Origin of the sequence: Dysgonomonas sp. HGC4, assembly GCF_001261715.1 — a bacterium.
Taxonomy (GTDB): domain Bacteria; phylum Bacteroidota; class Bacteroidia; order Bacteroidales; family Dysgonomonadaceae; genus Dysgonomonas_A.
On the sequence record NZ_CVRU01000109.1, the window covers coordinates 1 to 17,217 of the forward strand.

Annotated in this window: 21 protein-coding genes; 7 read left to right on the forward strand and 14 right to left on the reverse strand. The window is 36.7% G+C overall.

The genetic code is table 11. The annotated features are described in order from the left end of the window. From HGC4_RS10945 to HGC4_RS10960, 4 genes are all read right to left on the reverse strand, one after another. Window positions 1–206, reverse strand: a 206-nt coding sequence (locus HGC4_RS10945; RefSeq protein ID WP_221406870.1) for a hypothetical protein, incomplete at its 3' end; no start/stop codon positions are given. A 670-nt stretch (window positions 207–876) separates the two neighbouring features. Continuing rightward, entirely contained in the window at window positions 877–1,368 is a 492-nt protein-coding gene (gene ribH, locus HGC4_RS10950) for a 6,7-dimethyl-8-ribityllumazine synthase (RefSeq protein WP_050710174.1), read from the reverse strand. Window positions 1,369–1,537: 169 nt separating this feature from the next. After that, the gene (locus tag HGC4_RS10955; protein ID WP_050710175.1) at window positions 1,538–2,242 is read right to left on the reverse strand and encodes a tetratricopeptide repeat protein; all 705 of its coding nucleotides are present in this window, start codon (window positions 2,240–2,242) and stop codon (window positions 1,538–1,540) included. 258 nt (window positions 2,243–2,500) lie between these two features. Then, complete coding sequence (locus HGC4_RS10960; RefSeq protein ID WP_050710176.1) at window positions 2,501–3,832, reverse strand: PhoH family protein; 1,332 nt, start codon at window positions 3,830–3,832, stop codon at window positions 2,501–2,503. A 490-nt stretch (window positions 3,833–4,322) separates the two neighbouring features. On the opposite strand from HGC4_RS10960, the gene HGC4_RS10965 reads away from it, so the two are divergent. Further along, on the forward strand, window positions 4,323–4,880 hold the full coding sequence (locus tag HGC4_RS10965; protein ID WP_050710177.1) for a helix-turn-helix domain-containing protein: 558 nt from the start codon (window positions 4,323–4,325) through the stop codon (window positions 4,878–4,880). Window positions 4,881–4,903: 23 nt separating this feature from the next. Here HGC4_RS10965 and HGC4_RS10970 read toward each other — a convergent pair whose 3' ends face one another. The 8 genes from HGC4_RS10970 to HGC4_RS11005 all read right to left on the reverse strand — a co-directional run bounded on the left by HGC4_RS10970 (window position 4,904) and on the right by HGC4_RS11005 (window position 12,439). Next, the gene (locus HGC4_RS10970) at window positions 4,904–5,233 is read right to left on the reverse strand and encodes a hypothetical protein (protein WP_050710178.1); all 330 of its coding nucleotides are present in this window, start codon (window positions 5,231–5,233) and stop codon (window positions 4,904–4,906) included. Between the two features lie 176 nt (window positions 5,234–5,409). After that, on the reverse strand, window positions 5,410–5,745 hold the full coding sequence (locus HGC4_RS10975; protein WP_050710179.1) for a hypothetical protein: 336 nt from the start codon (window positions 5,743–5,745) through the stop codon (window positions 5,410–5,412). A gap of 156 nt (window positions 5,746–5,901) precedes the next feature. Further along, entirely contained in the window at window positions 5,902–6,507 is a 606-nt protein-coding gene (locus HGC4_RS10980; protein ID WP_050710180.1) for a hypothetical protein, read from the reverse strand. Beyond that, the gene (locus tag HGC4_RS10985) at window positions 6,504–8,009 is read right to left on the reverse strand and encodes a PKD domain-containing protein (RefSeq protein ID WP_050710181.1); all 1,506 of its coding nucleotides are present in this window, start codon (window positions 8,007–8,009) and stop codon (window positions 6,504–6,506) included. Before HGC4_RS10985 ends, HGC4_RS10980 begins: the two co-directional genes overlap by 4 nt. Before the next feature lie 18 nt (window positions 8,010–8,027). Then, the gene (locus HGC4_RS10990; protein ID WP_050710182.1) at window positions 8,028–8,558 is read right to left on the reverse strand and encodes a hypothetical protein; all 531 of its coding nucleotides are present in this window, start codon (window positions 8,556–8,558) and stop codon (window positions 8,028–8,030) included. A gap of 651 nt (window positions 8,559–9,209) precedes the next feature. After that, the gene (locus HGC4_RS10995) at window positions 9,210–9,860 is read right to left on the reverse strand and encodes an NAD(P)-dependent oxidoreductase (protein ID WP_050710183.1); all 651 of its coding nucleotides are present in this window, start codon (window positions 9,858–9,860) and stop codon (window positions 9,210–9,212) included. A gap of 289 nt (window positions 9,861–10,149) precedes the next feature. Continuing rightward, window positions 10,150–10,971, reverse strand: a complete 822-nt coding sequence (locus HGC4_RS11000) for an AraC family transcriptional regulator (protein WP_050710184.1) — start codon at window positions 10,969–10,971, stop codon at window positions 10,150–10,152. 52 nt (window positions 10,972–11,023) lie between these two features. Further along, a complete protein-coding gene (locus tag HGC4_RS11005) occupies window positions 11,024–12,439 on the reverse strand; it encodes an aldehyde dehydrogenase family protein (RefSeq protein WP_050710185.1) in 1,416 nt (471 codons plus the stop codon). A gap of 36 nt (window positions 12,440–12,475) precedes the next feature. On the opposite strand from HGC4_RS11005, the gene HGC4_RS19105 reads away from it, so the two are divergent. Beyond that, entirely contained in the window at window positions 12,476–12,610 is a 135-nt protein-coding gene (locus HGC4_RS19105) for a hypothetical protein (protein ID WP_255349830.1), read from the forward strand. Window positions 12,611–12,686: 76 nt separating this feature from the next. Here HGC4_RS19105 and HGC4_RS11010 read toward each other — a convergent pair whose 3' ends face one another. Further along, window positions 12,687–13,100: a DUF5856 family protein gene (locus tag HGC4_RS11010; RefSeq protein ID WP_050710186.1), complete on the reverse strand. Its 414-nt coding sequence runs from the start codon at window positions 13,098–13,100 to the stop codon at window positions 12,687–12,689. Between the two features lie 454 nt (window positions 13,101–13,554). On the opposite strand from HGC4_RS11010, the gene HGC4_RS11015 reads away from it, so the two are divergent. The 3 genes from HGC4_RS11015 (at window position 13,555) to HGC4_RS11025 (ending at window position 14,948) form a co-directional block, all read left to right on the forward strand. Further along, the gene (locus HGC4_RS11015; RefSeq protein ID WP_050710187.1) at window positions 13,555–14,091 is read left to right on the forward strand and encodes a DUF4251 domain-containing protein; all 537 of its coding nucleotides are present in this window, start codon (window positions 13,555–13,557) and stop codon (window positions 14,089–14,091) included. Between the two features lie 187 nt (window positions 14,092–14,278). Further along, window positions 14,279–14,707, forward strand: coding sequence for a GNAT family N-acetyltransferase (locus tag HGC4_RS11020; protein ID WP_050710188.1), 429 nt, complete (start codon window positions 14,279–14,281; stop codon window positions 14,705–14,707). A gap of 25 nt (window positions 14,708–14,732) precedes the next feature. Further along, window positions 14,733–14,948, forward strand: a complete 216-nt coding sequence (locus HGC4_RS11025) for a hypothetical protein (RefSeq protein ID WP_050710189.1) — start codon at window positions 14,733–14,735, stop codon at window positions 14,946–14,948. 15 nt (window positions 14,949–14,963) lie between these two features. On the opposite strand, the gene HGC4_RS11030 is transcribed toward HGC4_RS11025, so the two are convergent. After that, window positions 14,964–15,833, reverse strand: coding sequence for a patatin-like phospholipase family protein (locus HGC4_RS11030; RefSeq protein WP_050710190.1), 870 nt, complete (start codon window positions 15,831–15,833; stop codon window positions 14,964–14,966). Window positions 15,834–16,069: 236 nt separating this feature from the next. Between HGC4_RS11030 and HGC4_RS11035 the strand changes: the two genes are divergently transcribed. Together HGC4_RS11035 and HGC4_RS19110 are read left to right on the forward strand one after the other, a co-directional pair. Next, window positions 16,070–16,861: an SDR family oxidoreductase gene (locus HGC4_RS11035; protein ID WP_050710191.1), complete on the forward strand. Its 792-nt coding sequence runs from the start codon at window positions 16,070–16,072 to the stop codon at window positions 16,859–16,861. Window positions 16,862–16,958: 97 nt separating this feature from the next. After that, complete coding sequence (locus tag HGC4_RS19110) at window positions 16,959–17,084, forward strand: hypothetical protein (protein ID WP_255349831.1); 126 nt, start codon at window positions 16,959–16,961, stop codon at window positions 17,082–17,084. The last annotated feature ends 133 nt before the right edge of the window (window positions 17,085–17,217 follow it).

Below are 17,217 nucleotides of genomic sequence, written 5' to 3' on the forward strand. Positions count from 1 at the left end.
ATATTGGAGACGTCGATCTGATCTCGCTGAAGTTCGCTCATGCGAGGGATCATTATGCCTTTGGGAATGGTGTCGGTGCCGTTGGCCAAAAGGTTGCGCACATCGAATTCGGTCAATGTATTAGGATTTTCCGTGTTTATCCCGACTTGCGCCGCCAGAGGGCTCATTAACACTGAAAAGATAAGTAATAAGAAAAGATTCTTCATTGTCTTTTTTGTTTAATAAATAAAAAAATAAAGTTAGTGTGCATCACAAAAAGTAAAAGAGTAATAGCATATAATCCCCAGAGGCTATTGTTAACAATTGCCCAATACCAACGACTCTTTAGTTACGTAAACATATAGTGCCTAAAAGCAGTCATAACACAAAAGGTGTTACTTCAAAAAGCTATAAAATATCTATTCACAGAATATTTTAATACACTTATATTCAAATTGGTAAAGTATACAGAAAGAAAACACCTATCGTTTTAGATTTCAAAAGAAAGTTAGTAAGTAGTATCTAAAATAGAGAGGTTATCAAAAACACAGAAGTAAAATATCACATTTCAAATTAAGAAATACTATAATCAAAAAATCTTCTTAATATTGTCATTTAGTGCTTGATCTTTAATCTAATCCGCCACAAAAATAAATAAGTTTTTAGAAAAAGCAACAAAGTTTTAGACTTTAAAAGCTACTTAAACAAACTATATCAAAAAAAACAAACTTAAAGATCTAAACAAAAAGACTTTAAATAAAACCTTTTATTATATAAAATAGGTTAACGCGCAGAATATATTATCATTCTTAGTCTAAAATAGGACTGGAAATTTCGATATAAAACAAAATAAGAAGGACAAGAGCCCTTCTTATTTCAACTATAAAAAATAGTTACTTATTGATTTCTTCTCGAAAAATCGATCATCTTAAGTGCAGTAACAGCACATTCGTCACCTTTGTTACCATGTCTGCCACCCGCTCTGTCAATAGCCTGTTGCATATCGTCAGTAGTCAAAAGTCCGAAAATAAACGGTATTGAATGCATTACATTCATACGTGCAATTTCCTGAGTCACTCCGCTACATACATAATCAAAGTGAGGAGTATCGCCACGTACCACACAACCCAATACTATAACAGCATCTACTTCGTGTACATCGGCAAATACCTGAGCCCCGTAGATCAACTCGAAACTACCTGGTACGTAATCAACCAAAATATTTTCGGGTTTTACACCATGCTTTACTAGAGTTTCGCAAGCTCCGTCACGAAGTGCATATGTAATATCTTCGTTCCACTCCGAAACTATTATACCTATTTTCATATCCTCTCCACTTGGAACTGTTGCCGGATTGTACGACGACAAATTATGATACGCTGTTGCCATAATTTTATTATTTATTTGTTTTAAGGTCTCAGACCCATTTGTTACTTAATTAATATAAGGAGAATCTCCCCCCTCGCGTTTGAGCCACAAAGATAACTACATTATTCAAAAAAATAAAGTTTCGCACAAATGGCGAAACTTTATAAGTAATATATATAATCTAAGTTGATCAGTTCGCTCCTTTCAACAAGGTCGCTTCCATAATATATTTGTCAGCCTCCGAAGCTTCGGGCGATGCCATATAATTGTTTTTGATAGTAGTAAACAAAGCGATTACTTTATCATAATTCTTCAGTTCGCGATTTACGATAGCTGCTTTCTTATAAAAGATTGGGCTTAACAAAACATCATCAGCAGATTTTGCAGCTTTTTCGAAATACGAAACTGCATCTTCCAATTTACCTGTGTTTACTAAACAATCTCCAATAGCACCATGTACAGCAGGAGTAATCATTTCGTCTCCACCTTTAAAATCTTTCAGATATTTAAGAGCTTCTTCAAATTTACCCATACGAGCATAAGAAAGTCCTGCATATGCTTTAGCTAAATCGCCACTTTTAGTAGAACCATATTCATTGATAATTTGCTCGAAACCAATATAAGCATTACCGTCTCCAAACAAAGCAAGAGAATCCATACCTGCCTGAAAATATTGTTCGCCACGAAACATTGCTGTTTGCGCTTCTTCATTCTTAGGTTCTAGATAAAAGCTTTGGTAAGCAAAATAGACTCCAACAAGTACCACAACAGCTCCGACGCCAATCATCAGCTGATTACGATATCTCATAATGAAACTCTCTGATGCAATTACAGCCTCATCGATCTTGTTCCAGTCCTTTTCTTCTTGAAGTTCTCTTTCCTTTCTACTTGCCATTTTTATTGTATGTTTTTAATTATTCGAAAATTGCAGTCGCAAAAATAAACCTTTTCCTCGATATAATATATAAAAGTAGGCTTCTTTTTTCACATTGTCTAATTAAGTAGCGATATTTCGAAATAAAAAAGAAGAATTTCGCCCCTAAAAAACGAGTAAGGGCATATTACATACAATAATAAAACAAAAGGTATAATTGAATTATATACCTACACATTGAACAAACTAAGGGCGTATCAGTGGATACGCCCTCTGCGATTATAATAATTGACTGGCAAGTTCTGCCAAGCGGCTACGCTCGCCCTTCACTAAGTTGACATGTGCGAAAAGATCCTGCGACTTCATTTTATCGATCATATATGCCAATCCGTTTGACTGACTATCGAGATAAGGCGAGTCTATTTGCTGCAAGTCTCCCGTAAATACCATTTTTGTACCCTCTCCTGCTCGGGTTATAATTGTTTTTATTTCGTGAGGTGTCAAATTCTGAGCCTCATCCACTATACAATATGTTTCTGACAAGCTTCTACCTCTAATATATGCTAAAGCCTCTACTTCGAGTTTCTTACTTGTTTGCAACTCCTCTATCTTTCGGGTTTCTGATCCATTAAAAGACAGATTACTTTTAATTACCGTCAAGTTATCAAACAAGGGCTGCATATAAGGTGCAATCTTTTGCTTTTCGTCACCGGGCAAAAATCCCAGATCTTTATTACTTAGCGCAACAATAGGTCGAGCCAATAATATTTGGTTATAATTCTCGTTTTGCTTCAAAGCCGAAGCCAGCGCCAAAAGAGTTTTACCCGTACCGGCTTTCCCCGTTAAAGCAACTAGTCTGATATCGGGATCATTTAATATCTCGAACGCAAAAGCCTGCTCCGCATTACGTGGCTGTATACCAAAACAGGTTTGCTTCTCTACTTTTTTTATCTTCTTGGTGAATGGGTTGTAACGGGCTAAAGCGCTCTTCTTACCGTTTTTCATTACAAAACATTCATTTGGATTGACGGGCGATTCCAAATCAAATTCATCTAAACTCACACCGTCTGCTTCTGCATATAATTTATCGATGAGTGCAGAACTGATACCCGAAAAGGTTTTAGCTTCTTCTTCGAACAGAAATGCATCTGCAACTTTATCGTTTATATAATCTTCGGCAAACAACCCTATCGAACGGGCTTTCATCCGCAGATTTATATCTTTGGTAACTAATATCGTTTTTACTTTGGTATCTCGTTCGGAAATGTCTAACAATACCGAAAGGATACGATGATCGGGTATTTTTTCGGGAAACACCTCATGAATACGATCCTGCGATTTAATACTTGTTTCGATATAAATTTTACCCATTCCCGTACCCAATTTTGCTCCTTTGGTAAAGAGATCATCATCGGTTATGCTATCCAGATTTCGGAGAAATTCGCGGGCATTGTAATTAATTTGATCGTTGCCCTTTTTAAACTTATCCAATTCTTCCAACACAACAATAGGAATGTAAATATCATTTTCCTCGAAATTATCCAAACATCTGAAATCGTGTAGAATAACATTTGTGTCTAACACGAAATTTTTCTTTTTGCTCTTAGCCATAATAAGACGTGTTTTGGTAAATATTTATATTCCTAGAGATTGAGAGCCGAGCCCTCTATTTTATATAACATGTACTTTAAAGTTAAGAAAAATAATCCTAATTCTATCAAAGAACTCTTTTCTGACAAGGATACATTTATCCTTTGTTCTGAATTATCGGAATCCCTCAAACGGAAATCCATTGTCTCTATTTTATAAAACGGAAATTGGGCTAAACTGTTTAACGGCTCTACCCCTAGTTATCAACAATTCGGTAAATTTGTTTTAATAATAGGATATCTACTATCCCGAATCTTTTTATTACTTTAGTAAAAGCAATGGCTATGATTATATAGTATATTATAAATAACGGTAACTATATACTTCATATTCAGCATTCGGATTATGCTTTGTGCTTAAACTTAGCAATCTTTGCATATATAATAAAAACTCATAGATTAGGGTAATAAAAATCTATTGCGTATAAAATCTATTTATTCAAAGTAAAGCAATGAAACTATATATAAAAAACATGGTTTGCCCACGTTGTATTATGGCTGTGCAGAACATCCTTAATCAGCTAAATATAACATCGCTTGATGTGAGGTTAGGAGAAGTTGTGTTGGCAAACGAAATAGATAAAGATCAGCTAAATATTCTGCGCAAAGAGTTGAGCAATTTAGGTTTCGAATTATTAGACAATAGTCAACAACAACTCATAGAGCAGATAAAAGCCAGTGCTATAAAATTGGTTCATTACAATAATGAGCAAAATATAAATCTCTCAGAATTACTTACATCCGAGTTGCATCGCGATTATTCGTACCTCAGCAAGTTATTCTCTACTACAGAAGGTATTACAATAGAACATTTTGTGATCCTACAAAAGATAGAACGGGTAAAAGAACTGCTCACTTACGACCAACAGACACTGAGCGAAATAGCCGACGAGTTGGGGTATAGTAGTGTGGCTCATCTATCGGCACAATTCAAAAAAGTAACAGGATTGACTCCTACTCAATTCAAACAGCAGGGTATCGATTTGAGACGAGGTTTAGATCAGATATAAAGAGACTTGAAACCGCGTATTAGCTATCTATAAGTCCCTTTCACACCAATAGAATGTGCTTGCGAAGTGGAAGTGTCATTATAAAAGATTTCAAAATAGAACGAACTTCCAATAGTTACCGAATTATTGGGAGACAAACCAAATTGAAGAGTTCCGCAATCCTCGTTAACTAACTTAGTAAACCCATCCCAACTGCTTAGCTTTTCGGTAGAGCAATCGAGTGCTATCTGAAACTTATCATTAGCCGCCATTGCTCCTACATCGATAACACGATCGGGTTTGATATCTTTTCTCCCCTGAGCAAATACGCTAAAAGTAACCGTAACAAAAAAGAATAACAAATACTTTTTCATAACATATACAATTAAGGATTAATCGATTAGAAAGATACGGATAGTATTAAAGATAAACAAGAAAAACATACGTTTTTTTCTCACACCGCCTTTTTTGAAGTAAAAAAGACTATATAGAAGCACAAAAAAGCCCTATACATCTAAGTATAGGACTTTCATATATGATATTTGTAGACCTACTTTTTAAATGTTCCTTTTATAGCAACACTTCTTGCTGGACTGGTACTGTTATTCATTTTCTCGCCCATTGTATAATAAAAAGGCTGCCCGGGATGAATATATTCACTACTCGCAAATTTGAAGTAAATACGCCCCGTATTGGTCGGAGTTACTTTTTCAAATTGAGCAGGATAGCCAATGCATGTAGAATTAATAAAATCTACATAAAATACGGTTTGAAAAGTTACTTGTGTACCCAAATCAATAGTTCGTGCAGGTTCTTCGGCTTGTACATTAGAATTGAAGAATACACATGCAAACAACACACAAAATAATAAACTTAGTTTTTTCATATTGGTAATTTTTAAGAGGTTAAGTTCTTACAAGATACAAAATCAATTAATAAAAACCTCAGAAATTGTCATTTTTTCAACAGAAAATTACTGACTACCAAACAATATATATAAACATATAGAAGCCTACACCGCTACAGATGCAGGCTTCTATATTTATCTTACTAGAAAAACGATATTAGTAAAAGCATCGTAATCGGGAAGTGAGTTTACAGTATAGCTCAAAACTCCCGCATCACTAATGCCTCTGACCGTAATACACGGGTCGCAATAGGTTACATAATAATGTAATTGCTCTTTATTGAAATAAGGTATTGAAGCAGGGGCTCCCGCACTTTTAATGCGAGGTGTATCGAATCCCGTTTTGTATATCGTATACAAATCGATAACCTGAGTACCTGTCAATAAATTACCCGTTCCATCGGAGGTTGGTATATTAATAGATGGCATATACAAAAAGTGTCGGTTGTAAAGCGTCTGGCAAGTCCACCCAAATACTCCCGGATTAGAAGGGGTGTCTTTGTATTGCGATATGCAGTTATAATCGATATCATACACCAACAAACCCGGAGCGGGATTGGCTATTGCCAGCTTCTGGGCGGTAGTCATTTGAGGGATAAGCAACCCCTTGTCATTGTTACTAGCCGTTATATCCAACGCTGCCGAAGTGTCGGGAGCATCGGTATTCACAGCTATCTGAGCCGATGCTTCTGATGTGTAAAGCATCAAACATGCGGCTATTATTGATAATATCTTATTCATTTCATCATCTGTTTAGAGTTCAACAAGTCTGATCGGGTCATACGATTACTCTTTAGCGTACAATCTACAATGTTTGCCTGCATTAGAACAATATCCAGCATCGTACCATCACCCTTATAAGGAGTTACAGTAATAGTATAAATTCCCGATTTATTGTATTTATGATTCTGAGGCTGTTTGTTTTGCGTAGTAATCACCGCTTGGCTAACAATGGGAGTACCATCACCAAAGTCCCATTCAAGTCTTGCAGGAGCGTTCCCTCCTGTCAGATCAACCTCAACAATGTAAGTACGATCATTAGCTGTACAAGCAAAAGGTCGCTCTTTGGGTATAATACGAATAAAGCCCGCGGCAAATGTTGGCAGTCCCAAATAAGCATCATTTATCAGGAAGTCTGGAAAGAATTTAATATTTGTACCTCCTTGATCCGGATTAAGTACTACGCTTAAATTTCGTGTCCTCGCAAATCCTGTAAGAGGAGCCGTTCTTCTATATGAATGTATACCATACAACCTATTATCTACACCTTTCTTTAGATTACTTATTTTATCAGTAAGGTAAGTAAAAGCCCCACCTGCTCTCAGTGCATCCCATTTACCAACGTACAATAATCCATTATCATTGTATCCGGTTGTAACATAGAGATAGTCGCTATTGGGAGAAAAAGTAACTCCATAAGGTTCAGGATAAGTACTTGCAGGTAAAGTATTCGATCTTAGATCGGAAATAAGACCTGTTGACGAATCAAATTTTGCAGTAACAACCGCTCTTGCTATATACGTAGCAGCGGCTAGTTTGGTATGATCATCCGATAGTATAAGTTCGCCAACATGCGAGTTAGCAACACTCGGAATAAGAGTGCTTGCAAGTTTCTGATGGGGAGTTGTCGATATGCCCGCTACAGTGATTGCCCATACATAAAATTCGCCCGATGACCTATGCAATAACCAATAATCTTTTCCATTGGCATTGGGTACTGCTGCAATATTTTCATACACGGCACCTGCTTTAATAAGAGAATTTTTAGAAGCTAATACAACTTCGCCCAACCCTCCATTCTTAGACAGATCAACCACCGAATACCGTATACCATTGGGGAAATTATTATAATCGGGTGGAACTGTAACAACATAATATTCGGTCAAACTTCCCGGCTTAGGAATTGCAATACCCGATTGGGTAGCAGAACTTCCTCCCAACAAGCCTGTGCCATTTGCCATAACATTTCCGTTTTTATCATATACAGTCGATCCATCTGAAGAAAACAGCAATTGACCATCGTAGGTTGATACAGTAAAGCACCCCTCCGAAGTATTCAATGGACCAATTATAGGTGTGGGCATATTGGTTACAGTTGTACCATCATTGGCTTTGGCATCACTCAACGAATTAAAATTAAGTCCACTATTAAAACCGAAGTGCCACCAGCTTGTTTCCATTTGCCCATAGACACTTAATTGACAAAACAGCACAAGCAAAAATATATAGGTTATTTTTTTCATTTTTAATTTGAGTAAAGTTTACTTAAGCACAAAGACCACAGTAATAAACGAATCATAATCCGATTCCTCTTTAATATCATAGGTCATAACTCCTTGATTGCTTATCGATATATTATCCAACACATCAGCATCATAATTGGTGATGTAGTAATAAAGATCGGTTCTAGTGGTAAAATACGGAATATTAACAGGAGCCGAGGGATTTTTTGTAGGTGCAGTAAACTGTTTCTTATACTCATCATACAGGTCAATAGTTTTCCCCGTAACTACCTTCGAAGCATCCACAGCTATGGTAGGCATATAAAAGAAACCACTCTGAGCATCTTTTTGTGAAAGGCATACCCATGCCGGATCGGTAGCCGTACCCGCATTCTGCGAAATACACCTTAGAGTGGTATCATATATAATCAATCCAGGAGCAGGATTTGCAATGGCTGTTTTCTGCACAGTTGTCATTCGGGGAATCAGCATCCCTTTGCTCGTACTTTCGATATCAAGTGCAGCCGATTGATGCGGGCTGACTGTATTAATCCCTACTTGTGCCTTCATCTGGCAGACAGCTAAGAGACTTAAAATTGTTAATAACACAAACTTTTTCATATCTTACTTGTAATTTTAATTTATATTCAGGTTAGTTAGTTCAATAAAAAGCAGCAACATGTAATCGCTACACACTGCTGCCAGACATAGTTGTGACATAGGTAAACGGATGATTCGTGCCGATTTTGAACGACAACAAAAAAACAAATCGGCTAAACGAAAGCGTTTACCGAAACAACCACTAATATATTTATTGGGGAAATTATTCGAGTACGGGCTCCACGAGTCTAAAAGACGCAAAAAATTCAGAAGAAAAAGACTTCCCTCTGAAAAAACAATAAAGAATGGATTTTGTAAATGTAGATAGGTATTAGTTAACTCTCTCTCTCTCTCTCTCTCTCTCTCTCTCTCTCTAATTTTTTGACAGACATATCCAAACCTAAACAGTTAAAATTTAGATTCTTATGCGAAAATATGTTTGTTAAATTTATTCTCATTTCTGATGTAAAGAGCTATTATACAGAGGCAAATATAAGGAATATTTTCGACTAACAAACTTTTCAGTTAAAATTAAAAACCAAAAAGTGCATACCAACATTACTGTCCGATACACACTTTAAATTATCCATAATAAGCTAATCTATAGCAAAATAAACGATCTTAATATCCTATTGTAAAGCGTTCGCGATGATGCTTTGGAGCATCCAATTCGTCTAACATGGCTTTAGCATAATCTTCTACCGATATTTTACTGTTACCTTTTTCATCTACAATCAGATCGTTCTTTCCGAGGCGATATTTAGTCGTCCTTTCACCCGGTTCTATTGTACCTGCGGGAGAGAAGAACACCCAATCCAACTGTTTTTCGGGTAATAAATAATCAGTCAACACCTTAGCCAACGATTCTACTCCCGGTTTAATAGCATCGGGAATAACACCCGATTGCAATACCGTTTTGCCCGGTGCAACGAACAAACTGCCTGCCCCACCTACAATTTGCAAACGTGATACTCCGGCACTCTTTACGGCATCTATAATCGATCGGTATCCTTTAAGCGTATCGTCGTAAATATTAGGATTGCTCCACCCCGGATTGTATGCACTTATAACTGCATCGGCTCCTTTGACAACCTCTGCCAGCTTTTTCACATCGGTTACATCTGCCTTAATTAGTTGAACATGTTTGTTTTCAACCTTTACTTTTTCAGGGTGACGTACAATTGCTTTTACAGCATATCCTCTATCCAAAGCTTCCTTTAAAAGGGCTGATCCTACAAAGCCGCTAGCTCCTATCAATACAATATTTTTCATAATCAATACATTTAAGTAATACGAAATATTTAGAGTTTGTTTAAACCGTAACTAACTAATAATATTACATTTAGAAACAATAACAAAAAGGTCTGCAACCTTAATAAGTTTATGCTATGTTTTAATAGAACAACTCACACCGAAAAATGGATAAACCGCAACTTGATTTTAAACAAATCTTAACATTACAAAAACACTCTAAAACAGATACTTCATGTCAAAAAAAGTTGACCTCTTCCGAAGAAGAGGCCAACTGTATCTAACTTATTATTACAATCTTTGCTATTTATCAAATATCGCCCATCTTGGCTACCTGCGAGGGATTGTGTCCAAAGAGTTGTTTAAAGGCATAGGAAAAATGCGACAAGTCTTCGAAACCCACATCCAGATAAACATCCGAAGGTTGCCTTCCTTTTTCTTTAATCAGATAATAGGCTTCACGCAATCTTTGCTGAATAAGCCATCGGCTTGGTGTTGTGTGGAATATCTTTTCGAAATCGCGTTTAAAAGTACTGAGGCTTCTACCCGTCAGATAAGCAAAACGGCTCAACTGTACATTGAAATGAAAGTTCTTCAACATAAAGGCTTCAATATCAATCTTACCGGGATCGTCAAAATCAAATAGAATATCTTTCAGTTCGGGATTTATTTTCAACAATAACTGAACCGCCTCTTTTACTTTTGTTTCCATTATTGCATTTTGCTCCTCTTCGGGCAATTGCAAATAAACACCCAGCGAATCGATATAACTTTTGTAGAGCAAATGATCGCTCAGCGTTATTATCGAATCTGAAATATCAGCAGGCTTTGTGACTTTAATATTCAACTCCTTACTTAGCTTTCTCAATGTTTCCTGATCAAGATATATCGAAATTATCCTAAACTCGCCATCCACAGGTGGTTCTTTTACAAACTTGGCAAGTTTATTTCTACGATACAGACGCAAATCGCCTTCTTCCAAAACATAGGTTTTCTTACCGTCATCTACCGTTAAGGTACCTGATACCTGAAAACTAAGTACATGCTCGGGGATAAACTGTTCGCCCTCTCTACTCCTTGAGAAGTAGCAGGTTTGAAGAATTTTAGGATTACTTTGGCTACATGCGTCCATAAAGAAATGTATTTTGAATTGAGAAAAATTAAGTATCAAATATAAACTAAAATCAGCTCAGAATAGTTTTTACTTCTAAATATTCTTCTAAACCATATTCACCAAACTCGCGTCCGATACCCGATTGCTTTACTCCACCAAAAGGAGCCAACGCTTCGTGTTTAAAACCATTTACAGCCACCGTTCCGGCTTCCAACTTAGTTGCCACCTCGTATGCTTTCGCCTCATCTGTACCTTGTACATAAGCCGCCAAACCGTAAGTAGTATCATTGGCTATCTCGATAGCATCGTCCAGAGTTTTATAGGCAATTACAGAAAGTACAGGACCGAATATTTCTTCACGAGCTATACGCATCTGGTTGTTTACATTTACAAATACGGTCGGTTTCACAAAATTCCCACTTTCGAGACCTTCGGGATGACCTACTCCACCAACCAGAACTTCAGCACCTTCCTCTATTCCTATTTTAATATAGTTCTGCACTCTATCGTATTGCTTTTTGCTTACCATAGGACCAATATTAGAACTTGCATCCGAGGGATTACCCACTTTGATATGAGCCATAGAACTTTTGATAACATCCTTTACCTCATCCAGCTTAGACTCGGGTACTAAAAGACGTGTAGCTGCTATACAAGCCTGCCCACTATTCATGTACGCCAGACCTAACGATTGAGGAATGGCAACCGACAAATCGGCATCTTCCATAATTATATTAGCAGATTTTCCACCTAATTCTAAAGTGATTCTTTTGATAGTTTCGGCTCCATCGCGTGCTATGGTTTTGCCCACTATGGTAGAACCCGTAAAAGAAATCTTAGCAATATCGGAACTCTTGGTTATTTCGGCTCCCACTACATTTCCTAAACCATTCACAATATTAAATACTCCTTTGGGCAAGCCTACTTCGTGCAGACACTCGGTTATCAACTGAGTTTGCATAGCGCTCATTTCGCTGGGTTTGATAACCGCAGTACATCCTGCTGCAATAGCGGTGGATAGTTTGGTGCAGATAAAACCATTATTGGAGTTCCAAGGAGTAATAATACCTACAACGCCTACGGGATTGAGCATAACGTTGGCACTGCCTGCCTTTTTATTGAATTCGAAGTTTTTCAAGATTTCGATATTGCTCGTAATAGACGAGATAGCAAATTCAAAAGCTAATGTAGAAAATTGAAGTGCACCTCCATATTCCAATACCATAATATCAATAAGTTCTTGTTTACGCTTCAATACAGCCGCATACATTTTCTCGAGATACGCAATTCTATCCTCTTTAGATGTTTTAGAGAATGTTTTAAAAGCCTCTTTAGCCGCTGCAATAGCTCGTTGAGTATCGGTAGCATCGCCCAATGTTACCTTTCCCAATAGTTCTTGGTTAGATGGGTTTATCAAATCGAATGTTTCAGTTCCGTTTGGTTTTACAAACTCGCCATTGATGTAAATTTCGTTTATAAGTTTCATTGCTTTATTGTTTTAATATTATTATCAATTATTTCAATGACAAAATTACAACCGAATACAGAATACGATTTTGTTGAAACGTTCAATCTTTCTTTGTTGAAACGTTCAAAAACCGAAACAATCATTACTAAACGAATCTACGGCAAAGAAATACTTCATCAACAGGCATAAAAAAAACAATTGACCACCTCCTAAAAGGCAGCCAACTGTTTATAACTAAATAATCGAAACTAATTAAAGTCTCTTCTTATTGTAATCTTTTCAATCTGTAAAGCATTTGTTGAAGCGCTTCATGATAATCATCAATGATAGCTTGTGTAAATGCTTCTGAGAAGTATTCGCGAGCTTCTTCAACTACATCATAAAATCCACATGCGTGGTTTACAATATCAGTTGGGATTTTTGTTTCTGGAATAACAATATTGATATCGCCAGCCATAGCATATGTAGTTTCAACTAAACGGTCAGTAGCTTCGTAAAGACCTTCTAATGCTTGGTCTAATGCAATGTGTTTAGCATAACTACCAACACCAGTTACATGCCAGTGATATAATTTAAGACTATTGTTGAAAGAAACAATTTTACCTAAAAATGCACCTACTTCAGCAACAGAACCTTTAAGTCCTTTTGCTGCTTTTTGTTTTGCTGTTGCAGTACTCATAATTCTACTATTTTAATTTGTTTATATTTGTTACCTATAAAACGTTCTGCAAAGAGATTTGTTCAGAAAAAAAGCATATCATTTGTTAAATTTCTAATATTGTTGATAGCAGAAAAAGACTCAAAGACTATACCTCATTCACTCGCAAATATTTATCAACGAACCCTCGAAAACAGCTAAGTTTTCAATAAAGTTATACGATCTATAAATAATGATTCCTCTCTTTTCGATATAAGCAAAGTAATAAAATTCTTTTGAATTATCAAAACAAAACAGACAAAAGAATACCTTGTTTTTAAGTAAATCGACCTATTCAGTCTCCCTTTAAACACATACTTATGTTAATTGAAATATTCACACTTTTTTTAGTGAAAATATATAAACTTTTTATCCTCTTATTTGTTCTAAGTGGATGATAACACAATGATAAAATTACAATCTAAATTATACAATTATGAGAACAATATTATTTTTATTAACCTCAATTACATTGTTTCTTTCAGGATGTTCAACAACAAAAGATCCCGTAGCAGCAGCTGTTAAAGACGCCGAACAACAAATGCGTTACGACATGGCAGTACAAGCCATAACCGATCGTCAATTTGTACTCGAAGCCGATCGTATAACTTTCAAATACGGACAGAATGCTTATGTATCTCCTCATACCAACTTTATCTCTATGGATGGCGACAGAGCAACCATTCAACTGGCATTTAACTCGCCCTATGCAGGTCCTAACGGAATGGGAGGTATAACTGTGGAGGGAGCAGTTTCTAACGTGAAAATGAAAACCGATAAAAAAGGGAATGTTACTTATAGTATGAATGTAATGGGTACAGGGCTTTCTGCCATGGTTACCTTTAGCTTAACTGCAGGTACAAACCAATGCTCGGCACGTGTAACTCCTAATTTTAATAGCAGAGTAATAACCTTCACCGGTTATGTTTATAGTAAAGATGACTCGAACGTATATAAAGGTAGATCGTTGTAAGTAATTATCTATCGAAATAATAAAATACATCCTGAAAAGGTTCTTACAAAAAATCCAGTACTTAGTATTGGATTTTTGTTATTTTTGTCCTCTCGATAAGTTCAGTAATCTGAACATATTAATTGACGAAGCTGATTAAACAGCCTGCAAAACATTAAACATACTCTCAGTTATAAGAAAAGCCGTTATGCCGATAAGAAGAGCCAACATAGAAGACAGTGAAGCCATTAGAGAAATGCTCCGACAATTGGGCTATCCGCTGACTAACGAATTTATCAGAGCCAAACTCACACTTTTGCTTGATAGTAAGAACGACGAAATATGTGTATATGAGGACAATGGTAAAGTTATTGGCTTTCTTACCCTTCACATTTCTGTACAATTGGCTTTTGAACATAACTTCTGCGAAATAGGATACTTTGTTGTAGATCAGAATGTACGCAGCAAGGGTGTAGGTAAACAACTGGAAGAAGCGGCGTGTAAAATAGCTCTCGAAAAAGGTTGCGACCGCATAGAGGTATTTAGCATGGAACATCGTGCCGACGCTCATCGCTTTTACGAACGCCAAGGATATAGCCACATTCAGAAGAAATTCGAAAAAATATTAGATAAATAATAATCATACAATAGTACACATCATTATGGAAGACCCATTTAACTCAATCTATTATATTTTACTTATTTATACCATCCCATGCGTACTTATCACTCTGGCTGGTATAGTTGTAACCGTAATAGGCTATGGCAAAGAGCACAAAAACCTGAAACTGGCAGGCATAGTTGTAACCTTACTGGGGGCTAAGCTGGTAGTTCTTATAGCATTATTCGCTCTATATATGAGGTTTATAATGTCATAACCCGCACATAAAATTTTACATATATTGTTCTAAAAGCAACTTAGCACAATCGTATCCGTGATCATAAAAATGATTCAATACATTTGTGTCCTTCTCTATCCTGTTGATAGTCATAGGTTCAATGGGTCGTACTACAATAGCCTTCCCCTCTCTTTCTAGTTGCTCTACACGTGCTAATTGGTGGTTGTATATCTCATTTCGGCGATTAATGGCATGACGCATTTCTGGATATTTTTTATAAAAAAATGACGGTAGTTTCAAACCATCCGTCTTTTTACGATAACCCGCATTGCGAGTCAATATAACCAACATCTTATCATAGCCTTTCGCCAAACATCTATCTACCGGTATCGAATCGCACACACCTCCATCCAACATGGGAGTGCCATCTACATAGCATACAGGAGAGAAAAGAGGCATACTGCTCGATGCTCTCAAAATTTGTAAAAGTCGGTCGTGATCCGAATATTCTTCAAGATACTCAGCCTCGCCCGTAAGACAACTGCTGACAATCATCTCGAAACAGATTCCTGCAGAAGCATAGGCATCGAAATCGAAAGGCAGTATTCGGTTCGGAAAATCGTCAAACAAGAGATCGAAGTCCAACAAGTTCCCCTTTTTCAGATAATGCTTGAAACCTATATATTGAAATTTATCCAACAATTCGATATTACTATATCGTGCTCTGCCACGCTGCCCCGAAACATACGATGCTCCGTTACATGCACCTGCCGATACACCTACTACATAAGGAAAACGAATGTTATTATCCATCATCCAATCGAGCACACCACAGGTAAAAACACCTCTCAATGCACCGCCCTCCAGCACAAGTCCCATGTGGCTTGTATCTAGTTTTACTGATTCTAATTCTTTTGTTTTCATAGAGAGAATAATCACAAAAATACTAAATCTGTAGCGAAGCCAACCACCAATAACAGTATAAAATACACAATATATAGGTCATTTCATTTAAAATAACACTATTGGAAGATTCACTAAGTAAGCTAAAAAAAAATACAGAGGCGTATTATTTTATTCTGTATCTTTAGTAATTCTATCATCCGTTTTAAGCAGAAAAAAAGGTAGTAGACCGTAATGAACTTAATTTTAGACAAATTATGAATATAGATTTGACAGGTAAAAGAGCATTAGTTTGCGGAGGTTCTGAGGGTATAGGCTTTGCATCCGCCAAGCTATTGGCAGAAGCCGGAGCTTCAGTAACATTATTAGCCCGCAACAAACAATCGTTGGAACAGGCTTACAATCAGCTAGCCAAACAAAATATATCTCAGGAACATAGTTATATTATAGCCGATCTTTCAGACCCAACTGCTTCGGCACATACCATTACAGAATATATAGAGAAGAACGGCAATTTCGATATACTCATCAATAACTCAGGAGGTCCCTCACCTGCCCCACTTCTAGATGAGAAGCCCGAAAAGCTATTAGCAACATTCAATCAGCATATAATAACTGCACAGCTTTTTGCTCAGATAATAGTGCCTCATATGAAAGCTCAGAAATGGGGACGTATTATAAATATAATATCTACCTCCATCAAAACACCCATACCGTCATTGGGAGTATCCAACACCATACGTGGAGCAATGGCATCGTGGAGCAAAACAATGGCAGGAGAGCTTGCACCCGACGGCATCACCGTAAACAATATACTACCTGGCAGTACCGATACGGGACGTATTGCATCCATTATAAGCGCCGATGCCAAAAAAACGGGCAAAAGCGAAGCCGAAGTGAGAGCTATACGCGAGGCACAAATTCCGATGAAACGCATAGGCAAGCCGGAAGAAGTGGCAGCAGGCGTTCTCTTTCTGGCATCCAAAGAAGCATCTTATATAACAGGCATTAACCTACCAATAGACGGAGGAAGTACACCCTGTTTATAATAAATTCAGAAAAAATGGGAGGAAACAATTCAACACAAAGAATATATATTCCTTTTTTTGTATCTTTACAACAATGATGTTTCAATAATTACGAATTATGGATAAAAAAACAGCTCTATTACTGGTTACGGTAGCAGTTGCGGCAAGTTCGGCTGCACTTGTAGTATATGCCTTGAAAAAGAAACAAGCAAATAAAAAGAAAATAGCCATTCATTTCATTTAAGTATTGTGAAACATGAAGCTTCAAACGATTAAACTGACGAAGCTTTAACAACACACTCGCTTAAACAAATAAAAGGAATAAATACCTTTAGTATATTACCTTGTATTTAAAATATACAAAATACAAAAGAGCC

Excerpts from the sequence above, each read along its gene's own strand:
- HGC4_RS10975 (WP_050710179.1), bottom strand. The coding sequence starts at position 5,745 with ATGAAAAAACTAAGTTTATTATTTTGTGTGTTGTTTGCATGTGTATTC.
- HGC4_RS11030 (WP_050710190.1), bottom strand. The coding sequence starts at position 15,833 with ATGAAAACAAAAGAATTAGAATCAGTAAAACTAGATACAAGCCACATG.
- HGC4_RS11015 (WP_050710187.1), top strand. The coding sequence starts at position 13,555 with ATGAGAACAATATTATTTTTATTAACCTCAATTACATTGTTTCTTTCA.
- HGC4_RS10995 (WP_050710183.1), bottom strand. The coding sequence starts at position 9,860 with ATGAAAAATATTGTATTGATAGGAGCTAGCGGCTTTGTAGGATCAGCC.
- HGC4_RS11005 (WP_050710185.1), bottom strand. The coding sequence starts at position 12,439 with ATGAAACTTATAAACGAAATTTACATCAATGGCGAGTTTGTAAAACCA.
- HGC4_RS10965 (WP_050710177.1), top strand. The coding sequence starts at position 4,323 with ATGAAACTATATATAAAAAACATGGTTTGCCCACGTTGTATTATGGCT.
- HGC4_RS11010 (WP_050710186.1), bottom strand. The coding sequence starts at position 13,100 with ATGAGTACTGCAACAGCAAAACAAAAAGCAGCAAAAGGACTTAAAGGT.
- HGC4_RS11025 (WP_050710189.1), top strand. The coding sequence starts at position 14,733 with ATGGAAGACCCATTTAACTCAATCTATTATATTTTACTTATTTATACC.
- HGC4_RS11000 (WP_050710184.1), bottom strand. The coding sequence starts at position 10,971 with ATGGACGCATGTAGCCAAAGTAATCCTAAAATTCTTCAAACCTGCTAC.
- HGC4_RS19110 (WP_255349831.1), top strand. The coding sequence starts at position 16,959 with ATGGATAAAAAAACAGCTCTATTACTGGTTACGGTAGCAGTTGCGGCA.
- HGC4_RS10990 (WP_050710182.1), bottom strand. The coding sequence starts at position 8,558 with ATGAAGGCACAAGTAGGGATTAATACAGTCAGCCCGCATCAATCGGCT.
- HGC4_RS10985 (WP_050710181.1), bottom strand. The coding sequence starts at position 8,009 with ATGAAAAAAATAACCTATATATTTTTGCTTGTGCTGTTTTGTCAATTA.
- ribH (WP_050710174.1), bottom strand. The coding sequence starts at position 1,368 with ATGGCAACAGCGTATCATAATTTGTCGTCGTACAATCCGGCAACAGTT.
- HGC4_RS10980 (WP_050710180.1), bottom strand. The coding sequence starts at position 6,507 with ATGAATAAGATATTATCAATAATAGCCGCATGTTTGATGCTTTACACA.
- HGC4_RS10960 (WP_050710176.1), bottom strand. The coding sequence starts at position 3,832 with ATGGCTAAGAGCAAAAAGAAAAATTTCGTGTTAGACACAAATGTTATT.
- HGC4_RS11035 (WP_050710191.1), top strand. The coding sequence starts at position 16,070 with ATGAATATAGATTTGACAGGTAAAAGAGCATTAGTTTGCGGAGGTTCT.
- HGC4_RS10970 (WP_050710178.1), bottom strand. The coding sequence starts at position 5,233 with ATGAAAAAGTATTTGTTATTCTTTTTTGTTACGGTTACTTTTAGCGTA.
- HGC4_RS11020 (WP_050710188.1), top strand. The coding sequence starts at position 14,279 with ATGCCGATAAGAAGAGCCAACATAGAAGACAGTGAAGCCATTAGAGAA.
- HGC4_RS19105 (WP_255349830.1), top strand. The coding sequence starts at position 12,476 with ATGACAAAATTACAACCGAATACAGAATACGATTTTGTTGAAACGTTC.
- HGC4_RS10955 (WP_050710175.1), bottom strand. The coding sequence starts at position 2,242 with ATGGCAAGTAGAAAGGAAAGAGAACTTCAAGAAGAAAAGGACTGGAAC.